General features: G+C 40.0%; 18 protein-coding genes. 7 read left to right on the top strand and 11 right to left on the bottom strand.

Translation table 11 applies throughout. From position 1 onward, the window contains the following. Positions 1-567 precede the first annotated feature (567 nt). Entirely contained in the window at positions 568-1,314 is a 747-nt protein-coding gene (ftsE, locus tag HWQ37_RS21310; RefSeq protein ID WP_292750589.1) for a cell division ATP-binding protein FtsE, read from the top strand. 133 nt (positions 1,315-1,447) lie between these two features. Here ftsE and HWQ37_RS21305 read toward each other — a convergent pair whose 3' ends face one another. Beyond that, positions 1,448-2,221, bottom strand: coding sequence for an armadillo-type fold-containing protein (locus HWQ37_RS21305; RefSeq protein WP_292750587.1), 774 nt, complete (start codon positions 2,219-2,221; stop codon positions 1,448-1,450). 185 nt (positions 2,222-2,406) lie between these two features. Further along, a complete protein-coding gene (locus tag HWQ37_RS21300) occupies positions 2,407-2,991 on the bottom strand; it encodes a hypothetical protein (protein ID WP_292750585.1) in 585 nt (194 codons plus the stop codon). 386 nt (positions 2,992-3,377) lie between these two features. Between HWQ37_RS21300 and HWQ37_RS21295 the strand changes: the two genes are divergently transcribed. After that, entirely contained in the window at positions 3,378-4,274 is an 897-nt protein-coding gene (locus HWQ37_RS21295; RefSeq protein WP_292750583.1) for an alpha/beta fold hydrolase, read from the top strand. An 85-nt stretch (positions 4,275-4,359) separates the two neighbouring features. Here HWQ37_RS21295 and HWQ37_RS21290 read toward each other — a convergent pair whose 3' ends face one another. Beyond that, positions 4,360-4,893: a DUF4330 domain-containing protein gene (locus HWQ37_RS21290; RefSeq protein WP_292750581.1), complete on the bottom strand. Its 534-nt coding sequence runs from the start codon at positions 4,891-4,893 to the stop codon at positions 4,360-4,362. A 499-nt stretch (positions 4,894-5,392) separates the two neighbouring features. On the opposite strand from HWQ37_RS21290, the gene HWQ37_RS21285 reads away from it, so the two are divergent. Continuing rightward, complete coding sequence (locus HWQ37_RS21285; protein WP_292750579.1) at positions 5,393-6,256, top strand: M48 family metallopeptidase; 864 nt, start codon at positions 5,393-5,395, stop codon at positions 6,254-6,256. Between the two features lie 160 nt (positions 6,257-6,416). Here the strand turns inward: HWQ37_RS21285 and HWQ37_RS21280 are convergent, their stop codons facing one another. Beyond that, positions 6,417-7,172, bottom strand: a complete 756-nt coding sequence (locus HWQ37_RS21280; RefSeq protein ID WP_292750577.1) for a metallophosphoesterase family protein — start codon at positions 7,170-7,172, stop codon at positions 6,417-6,419. Between the two features lie 537 nt (positions 7,173-7,709). Here HWQ37_RS21280 and HWQ37_RS21275 point away from each other — a divergent pair. Then, on the top strand, positions 7,710-8,744 hold the full coding sequence (locus tag HWQ37_RS21275; RefSeq protein ID WP_292750575.1) for a restriction endonuclease: 1,035 nt from the start codon (positions 7,710-7,712) through the stop codon (positions 8,742-8,744). A 57-nt stretch (positions 8,745-8,801) separates the two neighbouring features. Beyond that, positions 8,802-10,121, top strand: a complete 1,320-nt coding sequence (gene dcm / locus HWQ37_RS21270; protein ID WP_292750573.1) for a DNA (cytosine-5-)-methyltransferase — start codon at positions 8,802-8,804, stop codon at positions 10,119-10,121. Position 10,122: 1 nt separating this feature from the next. Here the strand turns inward: dcm and mazE are convergent, their stop codons facing one another. From mazE to pheT, 7 genes are all read right to left on the bottom strand, one after another. Beyond that, positions 10,123-10,353 carry a type II toxin-antitoxin system MazE family antitoxin gene (gene mazE / locus HWQ37_RS21265; RefSeq protein WP_292750571.1) on the bottom strand — a complete coding sequence of 77 codons (231 nt, stop codon included), beginning with the start codon at positions 10,351-10,353 and terminating at the stop codon, positions 10,123-10,125. 42 nt (positions 10,354-10,395) lie between these two features. Beyond that, positions 10,396-11,190, bottom strand: coding sequence for a Tab2/Atab2 family RNA-binding protein (locus HWQ37_RS21260; RefSeq protein ID WP_292750569.1), 795 nt, complete (start codon positions 11,188-11,190; stop codon positions 10,396-10,398). 218 nt (positions 11,191-11,408) lie between these two features. Then, positions 11,409-11,678, bottom strand: a complete 270-nt coding sequence (locus HWQ37_RS21255; protein WP_229493914.1) for a YciI family protein — start codon at positions 11,676-11,678, stop codon at positions 11,409-11,411. Positions 11,679-11,743: 65 nt separating this feature from the next. Then, complete coding sequence (locus HWQ37_RS21250) at positions 11,744-12,874, bottom strand: ATP-binding protein (protein WP_292750566.1); 1,131 nt, start codon at positions 12,872-12,874, stop codon at positions 11,744-11,746. A 4-nt stretch (positions 12,875-12,878) separates the two neighbouring features. Beyond that, a complete protein-coding gene (locus tag HWQ37_RS21245) occupies positions 12,879-14,753 on the bottom strand; it encodes a beta-propeller domain-containing protein (protein ID WP_292750564.1) in 1,875 nt (624 codons plus the stop codon). A 1-nt stretch (position 14,754) separates the two neighbouring features. Next, positions 14,755-16,320, bottom strand: a complete 1,566-nt coding sequence (locus HWQ37_RS21240) for an AAA family ATPase (RefSeq protein WP_292750562.1) — start codon at positions 16,318-16,320, stop codon at positions 14,755-14,757. 373 nt (positions 16,321-16,693) lie between these two features. Continuing rightward, positions 16,694-19,144 (bottom strand): phenylalanine--tRNA ligase subunit beta, encoded by a 2,451-nt coding sequence (gene pheT, locus HWQ37_RS21235; protein WP_292750560.1) that lies wholly within the window; start codon positions 19,142-19,144, stop codon positions 16,694-16,696. A gap of 419 nt (positions 19,145-19,563) precedes the next feature. On the opposite strand from pheT, the gene HWQ37_RS21230 reads away from it, so the two are divergent. Both HWQ37_RS21230 and HWQ37_RS21225 read left to right on the top strand, forming a co-directional pair. Then, positions 19,564-19,803, top strand: a complete 240-nt coding sequence (locus tag HWQ37_RS21230) for a type II toxin-antitoxin system Phd/YefM family antitoxin (protein WP_292750558.1) — start codon at positions 19,564-19,566, stop codon at positions 19,801-19,803. Next, the gene (locus HWQ37_RS21225; protein WP_292750556.1) at positions 19,800-20,201 is read left to right on the top strand and encodes a type II toxin-antitoxin system VapC family toxin; all 402 of its coding nucleotides are present in this window, start codon (positions 19,800-19,802) and stop codon (positions 20,199-20,201) included. Before HWQ37_RS21230 ends, HWQ37_RS21225 begins: the two co-directional genes overlap by 4 nt. Positions 20,202-20,243 lie beyond the last annotated feature (42 nt).

The following is a 20,243-nucleotide window of genomic DNA, read 5'->3' as shown; positions in this document are numbered from 1 at the left end:
TTTGCGGTGAAAGCGTTTGTTTATCGTTTGACAGCAAGGGGTGCAATTAGTTAAGGAATAAGAATTAAATAATATACAATTTATGTCCCTGGTTTACCTCACCCTCAATCCCTCTCCTTATAAAGGCTACCGTGTATACACAAGTTATCGAATCACAATCAGTCTGTTGAATTACCCCACCCTAACCCTCCCCTTGCAAAGGAGAGGGAACTAGATTTCCGGCTTCCCCCCAATGCATCGGGGGGATTGAGGGGGGTAAGACGACTTGTGTGTACACCGTAGCCTTATAAAGGAGAGGGAAGCTAGAGACAGGATGAAGTTTTGCATCTTATTTAATCCATGTTCCTAAGAGTGCTGAGTTTTGTTAGCGTTAGCGGGGCGTTTAGCCCGTGCTGAGTGTTGAATTCGAGTGTTCTTACTTAGTTAGTATAAAAGTCTTGAAAAAATTTTAAATTTTCTTTGTTGAAGTTTAAATTCCCAGGCAAAACCTGGGAATCCTTATTTTGGGGAGAATGTCGCATTTAAGCAGACAAACTGTTTGGTTATGGGTATGAGGAAAATTTAACGATGCCAGTATTAACAACTCAAGTTAAGAAAGACTTTTCTGTTCGTGGAGAGAACACTGAAACTCAACAGCACGGTAGCAGTACCACTACAAAGGTACAATTGCAATCTGTAACGAAGACTTATACTAACGGCACTCACGCCTTATTGAATGCAAACCTTGAGGTAAAAAAGGGAGAATTTCTGTTTATCACGGGGCCAAGTGGTTCTGGTAAATCAACGCTCTTAAAACTGCTGTATGGCCAGGAGTTGCCTACACAGGGAGAAGTAATTATTGATGAATGTAATGTAGCGGATTTGCGGGGCGATCGCTTGTCATTATTGCGGCGACGAATTGGTATTGTGTTTCAAGACTACAAACTAATTACTCAACGAACAGTAGCAGAAAATGTCACTTTTGTACTGCAAGCTCAAGGGTATACCCGTAAAGAAATTCAACGACGTTTAGAACCAACCTTAAAGCTGGTAGGTTTGCTAAGTAAAGCTGACTGCTTTCCAGATCAACTCTCTGGGGGAGAGCAACAGCGTGTAAGTATTGCCCGTGCGATCGTTGGTACACCACCCCTACTACTGGCCGATGAGCCTACAGGAAATCTCGATCCAGATAATTCCTGGCAAGTAATCCAGATTCTCCAGAAGTTAAATTCCTTTGGGGCTACAGTAATTGTTACCACCCACGATGAACAATTGGTACGGCGGTGCAATCATCCGGTAGTCCAAGTTTGTAATGGAAGGCTGTCTCGAAAATAGTTATTTGTCATTGGTCATTGGTCATTAGTCATTGGTCATTGGTCATTAGTCATTGGTCATTGGTCATTAGTTATTGGTAACTGACAACGGACAAAGGACAAATGACAACGGACAAATGACAAAGGACAAATGACTAATAAATGTGGTGCTTGACTTTTGGTGATACGGGTACGAAAGGTACTGCTGTTTTGGGGGGTAGCACTTGTAGGCGATCGCAAGCTTGTAAACTCTTAAAAGCTGCCTCTCGCACTACAACTTCTTCCTCTCGACTGAGTAGGAGTTGCAAGCATTGGACAATATCTTGCTGTACTGAAGAATCAACTCGCTTACGGCTGATGAATTTACTTAGTTGACCGAGAGCTATCAACCGCTTCAATGGATCTTTTTCTGTTAAATTCATCAACAAGCGATCGAGGTGGTCTTCTTCTCGATTTTCATAGAAGTTGACAATTTGCCATACCAATAAAATTAAAGTTAACAGGGTTCCTACACCTTGCGCGATCGCACCAGCAGCAATCCAGTGACTGTGAGAGTCAACCCATATTGCCGCCGCCATGTAAGTGCTGACAGTAGCAATACCACCACTGATAACTGCCAAAACTAACCGACGATTGGAACTATTTAAGAACTTACGTATTTTAGACCAGCGTAATTGCCAGTCCCACTCCTGCATTGAGTAAACCAATACCATTACTCCAATGCCGATTAAGAGAGCCAATAGCAGTTTCCAGTTCCACAACAACATGGCAATGATAATTGTCAGGAACCCAAGAAAGCCCCCAGGGCCAGAGAAACGTTTAAATGTTTGCTGCTTTATGGCTCCCTTTGTCTTGAATTTTGTCAGCGACCAGTTCCAGTTGGGGATTTGGTTGATCAATTGCTGCCAAGAAGACGAAGCCTGTGACACAGTGTTTACCTACTTGATTACGAAATTGTCTATTGTATAAGTTTTACTATGGATGAAGAAAGGATGAAGGCTCAAATCACAAAATGCCCGATTTTATAGACGGATAGTAGACTAATACAGCACAGCGCAAATAAGATACCATTTTCACTCGCTCAGAGCAAGGGCATTTTGTACGTAAGTCTTACTTAAAGACAAAAACGAAAGTTATCAAGGGTAAATTGACCATCAAAAGCACAAAAGGTAACGCTGTAAATGTTATTCGCATTTATAGATAATAAGGTATTGGGGGAAATTGGTGAGTCGGAATTGGCAAGATTAGAGCCTGGTAGGGCAGTTTGAGCGAGTAATTGGCGATCGCGATCGTAGGCGGAAAGCACTAGTCTTTGGGAACTAGTGACAAAGGCACTAACCGAGTTAACTGGACGCAAGAAAGTAGCTTCTAAAAACCCGCTTTTGGGCGCTCCCATTAACACTATTAGCCCTGAATGGGTTGGAAATGCTGGATTTGATGGCTGTATTGCTAGAGAATTGTGAAAAATCACTCCCCAACGTTCATATTGGCGCTCTACTGTTTCAAAACACTTCAAGTCTTCTAAGTCTAAACAAATACAAGTAGGTACAGTAATTCTCGCAGCGTCAAGAACTGGCTCGACCTGACCCCGCCGAATTGAAGCTTTAATTTCGTTTTGTATATTAAAGTTGTCAAGCGCAAATTTAGCGTCTTCAATCGTTGGTAGTTTATTTGATTGAAGAGTAGCTTGCTTTACCATGACATTCTGCCTTAACATTACTTAGATAATAATCAGATTAGTTATACATTGAAAGCTATTTTTCTACGTGTATAAGTAGAATTAACAACTTACAAAAACGAGCGTTTTCCCTATTGTCGCCGCTCAAAATTATTTATGGTTTTTTTGATAGACTACCATAAAAACTTATGGTGTATTCACGTTGGAGTGATCCTCGCTACTATGAAAAACCCTTATAAAACAGTAATTTCAACGTTAAGTTACTTTTTATTATGAAAAAAATCACTAAATCTTTACAAGTAATTCAGTAATTTTATATCTACTTAATCTGGCGGTGGCAGGAAGTCTTAGAGTGATTGGTTCGCTGATAATAACAATGAATCACTACAATCAACAAAAAAATACTTATGTTTCAACCACTAGGATTTGAACAACGCTCTATAGATACCTCACTAGGTAGAATGGTATATTATACTGCTGCTGGAGTACCTTGGCAGGATGATGTGACTGCCAAAGACGAACGGGAAACCTTGGTATTTCTGCACGGCTTTGGTGGTGGATCTTCTGCTTATGAGTGGTCGAAAGTTTATCCAGCTTTTGCGGCTGAATATCGGGTGATTGCGCCAGATTTGCTCGGTTGGGGTAGGTCTGAACATCCAGCACGGAGTTATAAAATTGAGGATTATTTAACCACGATTGAGGAGTTTTTCGAGCAGACTTGTACTGGACCAGTAACAGCGATCGCTTCTTCTTTGACCGCAGCGTTTACAATTCGAGTAGCAGCAGAACGTCCTAATTTATTCAAGTCTTTAATTCTTACCACACCCGCCGGACTTTCTGACTTTGGCGAAGACTACTCCCGTAGTTTTTTTGCTCAGTTAGTTAGCGTTCCCATTGTCGATCGTTTACTTTACAGTACTGGAATTGCTACTAGTGGTGGTATTCGCGGCTTCTTAGAGCAACGACAATTTGCTAAATCCAATCGAGTCTACCAAGAAATTGTCGATGCTTATCTCGAATCTGCCCAACAGCCAAATGCTGAGTATGCAGCACTGTCCTTTGTCCGTGGCGATTTGTGCTTTGATTTATCCCTTTACATTCAACAATTGACCACTCCCACCGCCATTCTTTGGGGACAAAAGTCAGAATTTACAGGGCCTTCAATTGGTCGCCGCCTTGCTGAAATCAATCCCCAAGCGATCCGATTTTTTCAACAGTTGGAAGATGTTGGGTTAACACCACAGTTGGAATTACCAGCAGTGACAATTGGATTAATTCGCAAGTTTTTATCTTTGCTTAATTAACGTCGTAGAGACGCGAAATTTGATTGGGCTGTGCTAGCGCGTCTCTACATTCTTTTTCAGCAGATGTTTTATAAGATTGACAATACTATTTGTCTTTCAATCTGATATCAATGACAGTTGCATTGAAGTTGTAGTTAAAGCCTTCTAACTCAAATGGCATCCCAATTTTCACTTTACTGTTACCCAAAACTGGCCCGCTTTCAGTAACTTGAGCTTTTCCATCTAAAGTCAAAAGAAAATCTGTACTGTAATTGTTGCTCTTTGGATCTGGCAATTCTTTGACAGTGCCATCAGGTTGGAAAACATTGACTGTTCTAGGTAGCTGTTGAATCGATTTAATTTCAATCTCTCCGTAGGGTTGATTGCGGATAATCACATTAGTTTTCCCGCCTTTTTTTAAACCATTGTTGATTAATTTTTCCGGGTCACGTACATTCAAACCACGAACTACTAAGTCTACTTCTATGGGTACTGTTTTTGCACCGACTTGGGCAACAGAACCAGAAGTGCCAGGAAAAACAAAGATGCCAAAGATAACTAACAGAATTACCAGCGCAGCACCTAAATCTAGGAGATTTATTTTGCCAAACAAGCGACCTTTTGAATCTAAAATAGCCATAAAAAGTTTTCCGAGGTAATAGCGAAGTAATGGATTGTAGCAAGAAATTTTTCGATGGAAACGGCGATTTTCCCTATTTGGTAATAACTCAAAGTATCCGGGGTTGGGGTTATGCGACAGTTTATCACGAGTTCGTAATTTCCGAGGAGTGGTAGCTAACCCTCAAAATCTTACCTGTTAATACTGACGTACCTAGAAAGTAAAATCTAGTGTTTAAGCCTATCTCTAGAGAGAATCCCTAGTACAGCACGGCGTAAATAAACCACCCATTCCAGATTAACCAAACGCTTATGCTGTATTCATTTTGAATTTTGAATTTTGAATTTTGAATTCCGCCTTGCGGTACTAGCCTCCCGTAGTTCGGTAGATTTGCGTCAAGATTATCTGTATAACAACTCCTTTGATCTTGAGTTAAGAATGCAACTTAGAATACTCTAAATCCGTCTCATAATTTGTCCCCTCATTTTATGTTCTCCCAAAATAATCTTCAAAGCGTATTATGTTCAATTGGAAAGGTTTTGCTGCAAATTACCGTGTGTGGCGGCGTAGGTGGTTTTATCCCCTAACTTCAGTGGTAGTCGCCCTGAGTCTGTGCCTGAGTACACCCTTGCCTGGAAGAACTTTAGATTTCTTGCCTCTTCTACTCCAAGGAGTTCAGGCATTTCAGCTTTCTAATATATCCCCTAATCAAGAAGTTGATCTTGGTAAGCAGATTAATCAGGAATTGGTCGGCAGTCAAGTCCGACTTTACCGCAATCCCGAAGTTAATCATTATGTAGAACAAGTTGGTCGGCGTTTAGCAGCGAATAGCGATCGCCCCGATCTCCCCTATACTTTCCAAATAGTTGAGGATGACTCTATTAACGCCTTTGCGACTTTGGGCGGCTATGTATATGTACACACTGGTTTGCTGAAAACCGCAGACAATGAAGCAGAATTAGCAAGCGTACTCGCCCACGAAATTGGTCACATTGGCGGAAAACACGTAGTCAAGCAGATGCAGCAAAAAGCCCTAGAAAGTGGTCTATTAACGGCGGCTGGCTTAGATCGAAATTCCGCAGTGCAAATTGGCGTGCAGTTAGCGCGAGATTTGCCACGCAGTCGTAAAAATGAATTTGAAGCCGATCAAAGAGGACTACGAACTTTGACACGTACTGGTTATGCCCAGTCCGCAATGGTTTCTTTTATGCAAAAGCTGCTGAAAAAGGGTGGTTCTACTCCAACATTTTTGAGTACGCACCCCGGAACCAGCGATCGCATTGATGCCCTCAGACGGGCAATTAACTCTCAACCTAGTAATGGAAAATATGGCTTAGATAATGCTAGCTATAAAGCTAATATTCGACCATTAGCGAGGTCTTGAGGGAATTGAGCGTTAGGAGTGCTAAGTTAGGAGTGCTGAGTTAGGAGTTAAGAGTTAAGAGTTAGGAGTTTTGTTTATCTCCTTGTCCCCTTGTCCCCCTTGTCTCCCTCATCTCCCTTGTCTCCCTCATCCCCCTCATCCCCCTCATCCCAAATATTCCTCAATTCCTATTGCGGCGATCAACTTTAATTTTGGCTGGATCAACGGTAATTACAACCTCTTCTAAAGGCAGGGTACGGATATAGTTTTTAAAGATATTAACTTGATAAACCAACTGATTTGTGACATCTAGTCCAGTCAACCAGCCACTCCGAGGATGATAAGCGCCAGTATCTATGTCTAGCCATCCCTGCCCTTGTGCCAGTTTACCAGGAGAAACACCCGGCAGGGTAAAGGTAATGGTATGACCGATGATAATTTGCTTATCTGGGAAATAGGGTTTTTCAATGCTGTGAAATTCCTCTCGTATCCAGCACAATTCATCGGTAGTTTGTTCTGTCACCGACTTGGAAGGGTCAACACCAGCATGAGTTAACCAAATATCGCCCAAGTCAAGATATGTAGGCAAAGCTTTTAACCAATCCAGATGGTCATCAGGAATTGGAGCTTCTTGGTAACTGGCCACGGTAGCTTGCCCTCCACCAAACAGCCATGCTTGCATCGTTGAAGAGGAAGTCCTTTCATTCGTCAGAATGTTTAGTAACATCTGCTCATGATTTCCCAACAAACATGAGTAGTTATTTCCCTTGACAAAATTAACTACTTGTGCGCTATGAGGTCCGCGATCAATTAAGTCTCCCAGAAAATAGACTTGATCTTCTGACGTGGGGGCGATCGCCTCCAACAATGTCATTAAACCTTCATAGTGTCCATGCACATCCCCAATTACAATTCGTCTGGGGCTAATTTCGCTCATTATCTCTTAGCTGCAATAGTTTTGGCTAATACTTCTGCTACAGTTTACGCTGTCTGCTTTCCGCAATGAAAGGTAAAAATACTGGATAATGGTTATTTTAATTTAATTTTTGTACGAGTAATAAACTTAACTTATCAAATATATACAACGGCAATTGTTTTTCAGATATAACTTATAATAACTGTGGCGTAAGCCTAGCTTTTTCTGCTACTTTGAATTAATTGCCAAGAATTTAGGCTCTTGCCATATGGTAAAACAGGCGCGGGTGAAAGCTAAGTAGAAATCGCTTCAGCTTAGATCAAATCTTATTTTGCGTATTGATTTTCTCAAAACTCTAATTATTCATAGTCTTAAATATTACTTATATTTTATCTCAGTAAGTAGCTATACTGAGGTCATGATAGGGTATTGTAATATGGCGCGACAATCTTGATTTTCTCAAGCAATCGTACTGATGAGCGATTGCTGACTCATTGTTTTATGGAAAGAAGTGCTAGCGTCTTTGTCTCAGCTACTCAATTGAATAACACACTTACTATGTTGAATCAAAATTATCAGAGAACCGTTGAGGAACTGCGTAAGTTAGCCTCTATGTTTTGGCCTTCAGAATTATCTAGACAAGAAGCAGAACTTAGTATAATTCCAAAACTCATTGAAACTCAAGACCAATTTATTGCCATTTTAAGCGTTGATGTGTCTAGTTTAGAGGGGTTATTTCAAATTGTTAATTCTTCAAATATGTCAGCAAATCTCTTTCTAAAACATTTACTAGTGTTAGCTGACTTTGGCGGTGAAATGCTTCAGAGGTTAAACAGTCAATTTAACTCAATTTTCCCTTTGGGAAAGTTAGATTATTTATGGAATACACAAAATTATAACTATAGTTTTCGAGTTTTGCCTGTACTAGGTCAACTCAATAACAGTAAACTTGGTATCAGTGGCAAAAAACTACTAGAAAATCAACCTCTTTCGGAATTACACAAAGACATAATAGCCGTAGTTTTGTTTAGTGGTAGTTCTATTGATGAAAAAACAGCAGAAATACTAGCAAAGTGCGAAATTGGAAACTACATTGGTCAAGCAGATAAATTGCAAAAATTTATTAAGCAAAGATATATATGGGTTAGTCGTATCACTGCTGGCTCTCAATCAAATACTTTAGGGCAAATTACTCAAACTTTGGTTAAAAAATATTTAGAAGATAACCTTGATATTCCTAGTGTTAATATTAAGGCAAATGGTAATTTACCAGGCATAAGTCATACCGAATCTAATGATCGTCCAACAACGTTTGATATTGTAGCTTCTAAGGAAGATAAGTATGTAGGAATAGAAGTCAGCTTTCAGGTCACTACAAATAGTGTAATCGAACGTAAAGCAGGACAAGCTAAATCTCGCTTTGAGCAAATTGAAACACTGGGATATAAAATAGGTTATGTCTTGGATGGTGCTGGCAACTTCCAACGAGAAAATGCCCTGAAAACAATTTGTTCATATAGCCATTGTACAGTGGCATTCTCTCTGAAAGAGCTTGATGTGCTTTGTAGTTTTTTAAAAGAATATTTTTTATAAAAACAAGAAAACCTATGTAATGTACTAAAATTTGGGATAAAAGTAACTTGAGTGTCTATGCATAAAATTCGGTTTGTGGATTTATTTTCAGGAATAGGGGGAATTAGATTAGCCTTTGAACAGGCGGCTAATTCTTTAAATATAGAAAGTGAATGCGTTTTCAGCAGCGAAATCAATTCAGATGCTCAATTAGTTTATGAAAAAAACTTTGCTCAAAAATCTTTAGGTGATATTCGATTAATTGATAAACTACCAGAACATGAATTTTTATTAGCTGGATTTCCTTGTCAATCTTTTTCTCATGCTGGGAAAAAAGAAGGGTTTGTTGATACACGGGGCACGCTATTTTTTGAAATAACAAGATTGCTTGATAACTATAAACCACAAGCTTTTATTTTTGAAAATGTCCGAGGTCTTTATAGTCACGATCAAGGGCGAACATTAGCAATAATTAAGCATGAAATTAAAAAAAGAGGTTATAGTTTTCATGCTTTTTTACTCAATAGTGCAAACTTTGGCTTACCGCAAAATCGTGTTCGCATTTATCTAGTTGGAATTTTAAATGCTTCTCCTACATTTGAGTTAATTTCTGACGTAGGCCCAAAAGATTCTCATTCATATAATCCTCAGCAGTTATCTTTGTTTTCTCCACGAAAAAAATCTGTGACTGTCGCCGATATCTTGGAAAGTAATCCAGATGAAAAATATGATTGTTCACCCAAGTTTGTCAATGCGTTAGAACGAATATTTAATCATGATTTAAATCGCTTACATGGGATAAGGCTGATTGATTATCGGGGTGGAAACTCTATTCATTCCTGGGATTTAGGATTGCGTGGCGAGTGTAGTACCGAAGAAATTCAACTGATGAACCGTTTCATATTAAAGAGACGGAATAAGGAATTTGGGAAAGAACAAGATGGTAAACTATTAACTCAAGAGCAAATAGCTAGCTTTTTTGAACATCCCAATTTAGGAGAACTTTTGAATTCGCTGGTTACAAAAAGATATCTAAAACTGATTAATGATAAATACAAACCTCTATCGGGTAACTTTTCATTTGAAGTTTATAAGTTTGTAGATCCAAATAAAATTTCGGTAACGCTGGTTGCTAGTGATGCTAATAGATTGGGGGTTTATCATAATCAGAGAGTGCGGCGACTAACTCCGCGAGAAGCTGCAAGGCTGCAAGGTTTTCCTGATAGTTTTATACTTCATCCTAATGATGATAAGGCTTACCATCAACTAGGAAATTCTGTGAGTATTAATGTAGTTAAAGCTGTGGCTCAGGAAGTGATTACAAAAACCTTATATTCTACTCAAGAAAGAACAGTTAAATCTAAGCTTACACTTGCTGAATCTTTGAATTATAGTTAAATTACTCCCTGGCATTTATGCCATCTCCAGCAACGCTATCCCAAGCACCATTTTCAGCTTTATACTCTGCATCTTCAGCATCTTGCTTGAGTGCTGTAATCATTTTTGCGGCTAAAATTTGGCGGCGGTGTTCTGCTAGTAATGTATTAATGTATGCACTACGATTTCCTTGTGCATACCGATCTACAAATTGCAGGATGTCTTCTTCTAAACTAATTGTGACTTTGAGCATTTGTATGAATTTTTAGTATTACTATATTTTTGGTAATTAATATCAATTTTCTGTCTGCAATAACCAAAAGCCGCTATAAGTCATACCGGAATCATCAGGTTGAACTAACAAAAAATGCAATCCTCGGCAATGCTTTTTGCGTTGTTCAAATGCTTGGGCTGCTGTTGTAACTTCTGGATCTTCAAAAGTGGCAACAATCCATCTATCCACCAAGCCGGCTTCTAATATTAAGCCATCCGGTGCGCCAGAAATGTAGTTCAAGCTTACGAGACGGGCTTGCTGCAACCACCGCGCTAGACGCATCGATTGCCGTCCACCATAAATTACCACACCAGGGACGGGTACTGTTGATGCCAAACCTAAATTTATTGGTTTGAGATGTTCTGGGAGGTGCAAAATGGGAATGGGGCGATCGCTAAATCTTGTTTCCACATCACTAGCAGCTAAACTTGCAAAACGCCATTGTTCTCCCCAGAGGTTTTCTGGTAATGGCGTTGGGGGTGGTTTATCCAGCGCTGAGGGATATTGTTTTTCTTCTAACCACTGCTTCAACGCCAAGGTGTGGCGAGTCGGTTCGACATTAATACTTAAATTGCGTCCAGCCGCTTCAATTAAACTTAGTGACTGGGGACGAAACACCTGAATCACATCCGGCAATTTTTCACCAGCAGCGAATTCAAGTTGAGTCGCAACCCAATTAGAATTTGCTGCTGATTGCAGACAGCTAGCTTCATATTCAAAGTTGCGAGTTGCGTCACAAATAAACAATTCCCAGAAAACTTGTCCAGATGCATCTGGTGATGGACGACGATAAAAATCAGCTTGCCAAATTTTCATTATGTGGGGAGTGGGGAGATGAAGGAGATGAGACAATACGTTCGGTTAAGCCAAGAAACGCGATAAATCACCGACAAAACGAAGGATTGATTATTGTAGAGACGGCGATTTATCGCGTCTTTGTGATTGAGAATTTTCATCAAAAAACCCTAACCGAACCGTATTAGGAGATGAGGGAGTGGGGGAGAAGAATTAATAACCAATGCCCCATAATCAATTTAAAAAGCCTGAATCCATTCTTTGACTGAATATTCAGTCCAGATGCCATTTTTCCAATAGGGATCGTTTTCAATTAATTCCCGGACAGTGGCTTCGTCTTCGGCTTCGTAAATCCCAAAAACTTTTGTAACATCCTTGGTGGGGCCAATAGTAATCAGTACACCGGATTCTTTCTGTTTTGCTAATCCGTCTAAATGAGCTTGACGGTGGGGGGCGCGTTTTTCAAGAACGTCTTCGCAGTAAGTTCCCCAAAGTACATATTTAGGCATAATTGCTTGTTACTCCTACTGGTTAATAAGATATTACTCTGGCGGATTCTAAACGCCATTTTAACTCAAACTTTAGACTCAATTTCTTGCCTCAACCAATCACGAAAACTAGCATGATAAATACTATAATGGATTTCTGCTGCTATTGATTCTAAATGTAAAAACTCTCGCCACTTGTCTAAAATTACCTTGATTTCATATTCATCTTCATCTAATCTTTCTGCGATCGCTTCTATTGATATTGATTGCTCTTGAACTAAGATATTTAACACCTGTAAAGCCATTGGTTGCTGTTTACTGGTTACTAAATTGATTTTCTCTAAGTGATTTTGGTAATAGAGTTGTAAATTTGGCGGGTAAATTTCCTCATTAATAGCTGCTAAGATTTCCCTAACATACATAAAATTGGTTTCATCATCATCAAAACCTTGCTCTGTCATGTTGAGCGAAACATCTCCGGGATTCTTCTCTTCGCTAATGCTATGCACCCTGCGGGAAGCCGCAGAAGCGTCTACAGAATGACATGATTCATTTAAATAACTTTTAATATATTCTTGGATATCAGCGCGATTTTGTTCCGAGTAGGCTGATAAATCGAAAGATTCGGCTGGATTTTCAACTAATAAACCTGATTTATCTGTCAAAAAAGGACGACGAGTGAGGATAAAATAAACTTTTTCTGGCAGATAGCGGGGTAAATAGAATATATTTGAGCCGCGTGGTTGATTGTTGATATCAATCCTATCACACCCATCTATAGTAATAATTAAACGTTGCTCAGGATGCAATCTATCACTGATTTGTTGCAGTAATAACGATAAAAAACCACTGCCTTCTGTGGTAGAATCAGGAAAGTTAGCGGTAAGATTTTTACTACCTTGATGTTGGGCTATTTCTATTAATTGAGTGCAAATCGTCGTCAGAAATTCTTCAACGCGATTTTTACCTGTAATTTCGACATTGTAATAGACAACGCCGGGATTTTGGATGACATAATGGGCAAGGATGGCACTTTTACCGATACCAGGATCACCGATAATAGTAAAGTAGCCCCGGTCATATTGATTGAGAAAGTTGTTGATAGCAGAAAAGACAAATTCACGACCGACAAAGTTGTGATTTTTGGCAGTAATGATTTCCTCAAATTCTAGGGGATAGCTGGGAATATTGATTGGATTTTCAGTAATTATTTTCATTTTCTTAACCCCCTTCCAACCGCAGGAAATGAACACGCCCTGATGTGTCTCCTGCTACAATCGTGAATCCATCTGGGGAAATAGCACAACAATTTATAGGACTGTCACCAGTAAAAGTAGAGATTGCCTTTCCTGTTTCCAAATCCCACAGTTTTAGCGTGTTATCAGATGAACCAGAAATAGCTTTTTGACCATCTAGGGCGATCGCTCCGCCCACCGCAGGCATCGCTACTGCTTCTACTCGGCTGTTATGACCTGTTAGGGTAGAGATTTCCTTTTCTGTCTGCAAATCCCACAGTTTCAGGGTGTTGTCAGATGAACCAGAAACGGCTTTTTTACCATCTGCGTAGATCGCTACTGCATTTACCGATTCATTATGACCTGTCAGGGTAGAGATTTCCGCTCCTGTTTGCAAATCCCACAGCTTCAGAGTCTTGTCATCAGAAGCAGAAACGGCTTTTTTACCATCTGGGGTTATGGCTACTGCATTTACCGAGTCGTTATGACGTGTCAAGGTAGAGATTTCCCCTTCTGTCTGTAAATCCCACAGTTTCAGGGTGTGGTCATTTGAAGCAGAAACGGCTTTTTGACCATCTGAGGATATTGCTACTGCCATTACCGAGGAGTTATGACCTGTCAGGGTCGAGATTTCCTTTCCTGTCTCTAAATCCCACAGTTTCAAGGTACTGTCAATTGAACCAGAAACGGCTTTTTTGCCATCTGGGGCGATCGCTACTGCATATACCGAGGAGTTATGACCTCTGAGGGTCGAGATTTCCTTTCCTGTCTCTAAATCCCATAGCTTCAGGGTGTTGTCCCAAGAACCAGAAACCGCTTTTTGACCATCTGGTGTGATCGCTATTGTCATTACCGAGTCGTTATGACCTGTCAGGGTAGAGATTTCCTTTCCTGTCTGCAAATCCCACAGTTTCAGCGTGTTGTCATTTGAGCCAGAAACCGCTTTTTGACCATCTGGGGCGATCGCTACTGCATATACCGAGGAGTTATGACCTCTGAGGGTCGAGATTTCCATTCCTGTCTCCAAATCCCATAGCTTCAGGGTGTTGTCCCAAGAACCAGAAACGGCTTTTTTGCCATCTGGGGCGATTGCTACTGCTGTTACCGAGTCGTTATGACCACTCAGGGTAAAGATTTCCGTTACTGTCTGCAAATCCCACAGTTTCAGCGTGTTGTCACGAGAAGCAGAAACGGCTTTTTTGCCATCTGGGGATATCGCTACTGCCATTACCAAGCCGTTATGACCTGTTAGGGTAGAGATTTCCTTTCCTGTCTCTAAATCCCACAACTTCAGCGTTTTATCCCAAGAACCAGAAACGGCTTTTTGACCATCTGGAGCGATCGCTACTGCTCTTACCAAGCCGTTATGACCTGTCAGGGTAAGCAGCAGATTTCCGCCTGGAGTGGTTAAGCTAGCTGTAATGGGACGAAATCGAAGAATTTCACTTTTACTTTCTCCTGCATCTGCCAAAATCTTCTGAATTTCTGGCTGGGTAAAACTCTGCAACCTTCCCCATAATTGTCCTACTAATTGATTGGGGTCTTGATTCAAAACATGGGCTGATAACTGTAGCGCACGTTGAATTAATTGGAGTGTTTTGACTTGTTCGGAGTCTAGTTTATCTTCTTCCTCTAAGTTATCTAATATCTCTGGGTCGTCAATCAAATAATAATCTCTAATCAGGGTTTCTATTCCAAATTGAGGATATTGAATTTTCAGATAAATAAAATCAAAATCTGTGAGAGTTTGATAATACTTTTCCGAGTTTCCCGCTTTTAATTGTTGTTCAGGAAATTGACCCAGGAACAAATTTTGAAATTCTACTGACTTTGAGGCTAATTTAGTGGCAATCCCCCCCATTTTATGCCATCTCCTTTGCCATATAATTAGCCATACTCTTATTAACTTCTCTAAACAGTTTTCGACCTTTACCTAGTTTGTCTTGTCCTTTGAGAAATTCCAGAAAACTTCGATGATAAATACTATAGTAAGTTTTTTGTTCATCTTCATTTACTTTCGGTGTTACATACTCAACCCAATCATTTAACACCGATTTTACCTCATATTCATCCTCATCAAGAATTTCCGCAATCATATTTAGTGATATTGGTTCACCTCTTTCTACCAATATATACAGTATTTTTACCTTCTTTTCATTCGATTCATTATCCATTCCCATCCGATTCCAATGAGTCGTATAATAGTCTTGAAGACCTTGTGGTAATCCCTTTAAAGTTAAATTATTGTATTTACCTTCAGAGATTCCCGGCAATAAATAGCGCAAATATATAAAATTATTTTCACTCTTTACAGCTATTTCCTGAGTAAAATTATCCTCATAAATATTGCGATCATTAATCCAACTTCTCAGTTTATGATCATTCTTCAAAAATAAGTGAATATACTCCTTTACATCTTCTCGGCTTAAAGCTGTATAATCACTCTTTGTTAAATCTAATTCATCTACAGGAGTATCTGGAGACAAAGTTAAACGTTTGGTTTCTTGATTATAAAGTCTTCTAGTCAGTAAAAAATAGACTCCATCGGGAAGATTTTGTGGTAAATCTAAAAGATTACCATTTCCTTCTTGTTCTACTTCATCTAGTGCATCAACAACAATGACAAGTTTTTGTCCTTTTAGTTCTTCACTAGCTTTTTGTAGGAAAGTTCTTAAATCAGCGTTGTCTGCATTTTGGAGAGAATGACGCTTAATTAATTGTTGACGAATACTAGCTAAAAACTTTTCTGGTTTGTTGCGTCCTTCTGCAAAAACATTAAAATAACAAGGAAATTTAGTAGCTAAAACGTATTTAGCAGCAATGGCACTTTTACCCATCCCTGCATCTCCAATCACACTAAAATAACCCTTTGTTTGAGTTGTAAAGAATTTTTGAATCGCCTTAAAAACAAAATCACGACCACAAAATAAGCGAGTTTTTTCAAAGATTAAGGCTTTAAATTCTTTGGGATAAACATCTAAATTCCAATCTGGATAAGGCTGATATTTAGAGGCTTTCGTTTGTTTAGCAACCGCAATAAAGGCTTCGCCGAATTCTTCTAATTCAGCCAAAAAGCTAATTTTAGCATTGATTATCTGCGTTTTTAGTTCGCTATTTTTATTTAGAAATTTTTTGGTATTATCTACAAACTGAAAGGGAGTATTAGAACTGTAAGCATCCCAAAAATAATCTTTAATTACTCTCTCTCTAAACAGGTTTAAAATTGCTTCCGGCTTAAATACACCATACCTTACCAGAGCGTAAACATAAACAGTATCAACATCATCAGGAATTTGGGTAGGATTGAGTTCTAATTCCTGTAAAACTTTATTAACAGCTTCGTTTTTTTGAGCTTGTTTGATAATTAGTTGACTAGCTTGAGGAGCATATCTACTAATCAATGAAGTTATGGCCGCAAATTCTATCATGGCTTATCACCGAAAATTTACTATTTTTTACGAATAAAATTATAGCAAATTATACAGTTACTACTGTTGAGTAATATTATAGTTGCATAACGTAACGTTGTTGTATTTAAACATCTGCCAAAACATACTGGTGCTGCTAGAGCAAAGTCTAAGCAAGGGATTGCAACTGCGATCCTCGCTGTGCAAAGTGTCTAATTTAACATGGTTGCCCTGATGTAACACTGCTTTATTCAAGCAAATGGGATTACTTTTGTTAGATGCGATCGCTAAACCCGATGTAACAAATCCGATCGCCGTTATAACAATAAAAGGCAGGAACTAGATTTCTTGTTTCCCCCCAATCTATCGGGGGGATTAAGGGGGGTAATTACTCCTAACTTCTGAGATTTACGCCAAATTTTTCCACCAAAGCTTCGCGGACTTTATTGTGTACTGGTTCCACTTCAGCCTCAGTCAAAGTGCGATCGCTTGCCCGATAAATTAAGCGAAATGCTAAACTCCGCTGTCCTTCCGGGACATTTTCGCCACGATATTCATCAAATAATTCCACTGATTCGAGCAAATCTTTGCCAGCCTGGGTAATTGCTTTTTCCAGTTCGACAACTGAGACTTTCACGGGTGCAAAAAAGGCGATGTCGCGATCGCTAGCTGGATAGGTAGAATAGGGCTGAAATGCCGGCGTGAGAATTTCATCTTGTTCTAGAGAATCTAAAACTACATTTAGATCCAACTGAAAAACATAAACGGAATCTGGTAAACCTTTTTCTCGTCGCAGTTGGGGATGGAGTTGCCCAAAAATCCCCAGTCTGCTACCCCGAATCCACAGAGAAGCGGTGCGTCCTGGATGTAAACGATTGTCGCGGCGATCGGGTTGAAATTCGATTTCTAAGCTAAGTTGCCGAAATACACTTTCTAAAATGCCTTTGGCTTCAAACCAGGTGATGGGTTCTTCACGTCCACTTTTTGACCATTTGCCAAAAGTGCGATCGCCTCCGATAATCCCCGCCAGCGCTTCTGTTTCTTGCAAACCGTCTTCTTCTTGCCAGAAAATATGCCCGATTTCAAAACCATTCAGCGCACCATTACCCTGCTCTAAATTGTATTGAAAGGCATCAATTAAGCCAGATATCAAATCGGTTCGCAGCGCTGAATATTCAACAAATAAGGGGTTTGACAGGACTATATTTCTGTCTTCTCCTGGTTTGACTAAAGAATAGTGGATTAATTCTGTCAATCCTTCAGCCCGCAGAAAAGCTCGTAATTTGCGAATTAGTTCTTGATCTAAAGGTAGATAACCAGCTTCCGCTTTTTCTGGTAAAGTATCACAGAATTTGTTGTAGCCATAGAGACGGGCGATTTCTTCAATTAAATCAATTTCTCGCTCTAAGTCGCGGTAACGATAGGGTGGTACGGAAACTGACCACGTAGGTTGATGGCTGCTATCTTCTCCTGAAGGAGTTAACTGACATCCCAATGCAGTCAGGATGCGCTCAACATCTTCTTTTTGGAGTTCACCTGTGTCTTCTTCTAAATCTATCGGCCCCAATATCTGATTAACTCGGTCTAAACGTAGTGCGATCGAATGACTCCAAGTAGACGGATCGGGGCGGGTGTCGGCAATTTCTTGCTGGACTATAATTCCACTCGCTAATTCGCTAATTAAGGATAAGGCGCGGCGATTAGCTATTTCCAACTCAGCGCGGTTAACTCCCCGTTCGTATCTGCCAGAAGCTTCACTTCTTAACCCGACACTGCGGGAAGAACGGCGAATTGCCACGGAATCAAATAAAGCTGCTTCTAAAACTAGGCTTTGAGTCCCTTCATGGACTTCTGTTTCTTCGCCACCCATGACTCCCGCCAGTGCAACGGGTTTTTCGTTAGCGGTGATTAACAAATTTTGGGTTGAGAGGGTGCGAGTTTGTCCATCCAGGGTTTTGAGGGATTCTCCATGATTGGCGAAGCGAACGCCGATGGTTAAATTTTGGCTACTTGCCACAGATTGTATGCGATCGCAATCAAAGGCGTGCAATGGTTGTCCCCATTCCAACAAAACGTAGTTAGTAATGTCCACAACATTACTTATGGGACGTACCCCAGCAGCCCTTAAACGCTGTTGCAACCATTCGGGAGATGGAGCAATTTTTACCTGTTGAATTACCGTACCAATGTATGCAGGACAAGCTTGGGTATCGGCAATTTTTAAAGTTAAATTTCCTGTATTTTTGGGAATAGAGACTTCACCAGGTTCAACAATGCTCAACTTTCCACCAGTTAAAGCTGCTACTTCCCGTGCTACGCCTACCATACTTAGAGCATCAGCGCGATTAGCAGTTGCCGTGAGGTCTAAAATTACATCATCTAAACCCAACAACGGACGCACATCACTACCCAATGATAAATTTTCCTGGGTAAAAATATGAATTCCGTCTACATCAGTGGGCAAACCGAGTTCCTTTAAAGAACAAATCATGCCCTGAGATGGGACACCACGCAGTTTTGCAGGTTTAATTTTTAAATCGATGTTGGGTAAGTAAGTACCCGTAGTTGCCACTGGCACATAGATATCTGCTTTCACATTCGCAGCGCCACAGACAATATTTAAAATCTCATCTGCACCGATATCCACTTGGCAAACACTCAATTTATCGGCGTTGGGATGGGGTTGACGCTCAATAACTTTCCCAACAACCACGCCATTTGCCCAAGTGCGGCGATCTTCAATTTCTTCTACCTCAAACCCCGCCATTGTCAGAGTTTCGGCTAATTCTTCTGGACTAAGTTTTATCTCTACTAGTTCGCGCAGCCAATTTAGAGAAATACGCATGGAGTGTGCTTGTTTTAGGAATCGTCTTTTGTTCTCATTTTAGGGTGTTTACTAGCGATCGATGGCTACTCGTCCCGCAAGGCACACCTTTTACTTGAACAATCCTACTACGTTAGACTGGCGGAACAAACTCTCATGCTAATCTTTTCTTGTTGTGCTTGGCTTCTGTCAATGTGGGAGATATGTTTGAGATTGGCTCTATACCAAGCAATCGCTTTTGCAATATCAGCCAACACTAGTACAGGACTTACGCACTGAGATCCCCCAACCCCCTTAGAAATACCGTAGAGCTATATACAAGGTAACGATATAACATGGGCTTGTTTTTTCTCTGTTCTCAACAAGCCCAGTTTTTTGCTGTGAGCAATTGATTTAGGACTCCTATTATAATGCTGGTAATGAGTAGGGCATAAATAAAAATGTCATCAAAAACTTTCGATATTGCTGACTTATCGGATAATTTAGCTGATTTATTGTCAGATATCCAAAATCATGTTGAAGTGACGCTAACTCGGCAGGGTGTCCCTTGGGCAAGGGTTTTGCCTTTGTCTCAACCCCAAGAACAGCCTGTAGTTCCTAAAGCGGGTTTAAATCGTGGCTCTATGGTAATGAGTGATGATTTTGATGATCCTTTGCCAGATTCTTTTTGTGGTTTATGAAGGTTTTATTAGATACTCATATTTTTATTTGGTGGGACAGTGAGCCTGAGAAGTTATCACCAAATATTTTAAGTTTGCTACAACGAACGGATACAAAACTATATGTCAGTGTTGTTAGTTTGTGGGAAATACAAATTAAGAGTCAGCTAGGGAAGCTCACGCTTAGTCAATCCTTAGAAGACATCTACTACAGCCAAAATAAAAATGGGATCTCTTTTTTGTCAGTTATCCCTGCCTATGTTCTAAATTTAAATACTTTACCTCTACATCATAAAGATCCCTTTGACCGAATGCTAATTTCTCAAGCTTTAGTAGAAGGTTTAAGGCTGATTTCTATAGACCAGATATTTAAATTTTATGATGTGCCATTATTTTCTGGTGATTTCGGAATCAGTTAATAAATATGCCTAAACCTAGCATTGAAGCAATGTGTAGTTAAT

It is taken from the genome of Nostoc sp. NMS4, assembly GCF_017115095.1.
Taxonomy (GTDB): Bacteria; Cyanobacteriota; Cyanobacteriia; order Cyanobacteriales; family Nostocaceae; genus Nostoc.
Note: the sequence above shows the minus strand (reverse complement) of the source record. Positions and strands in the feature narration are given on the sequence as shown.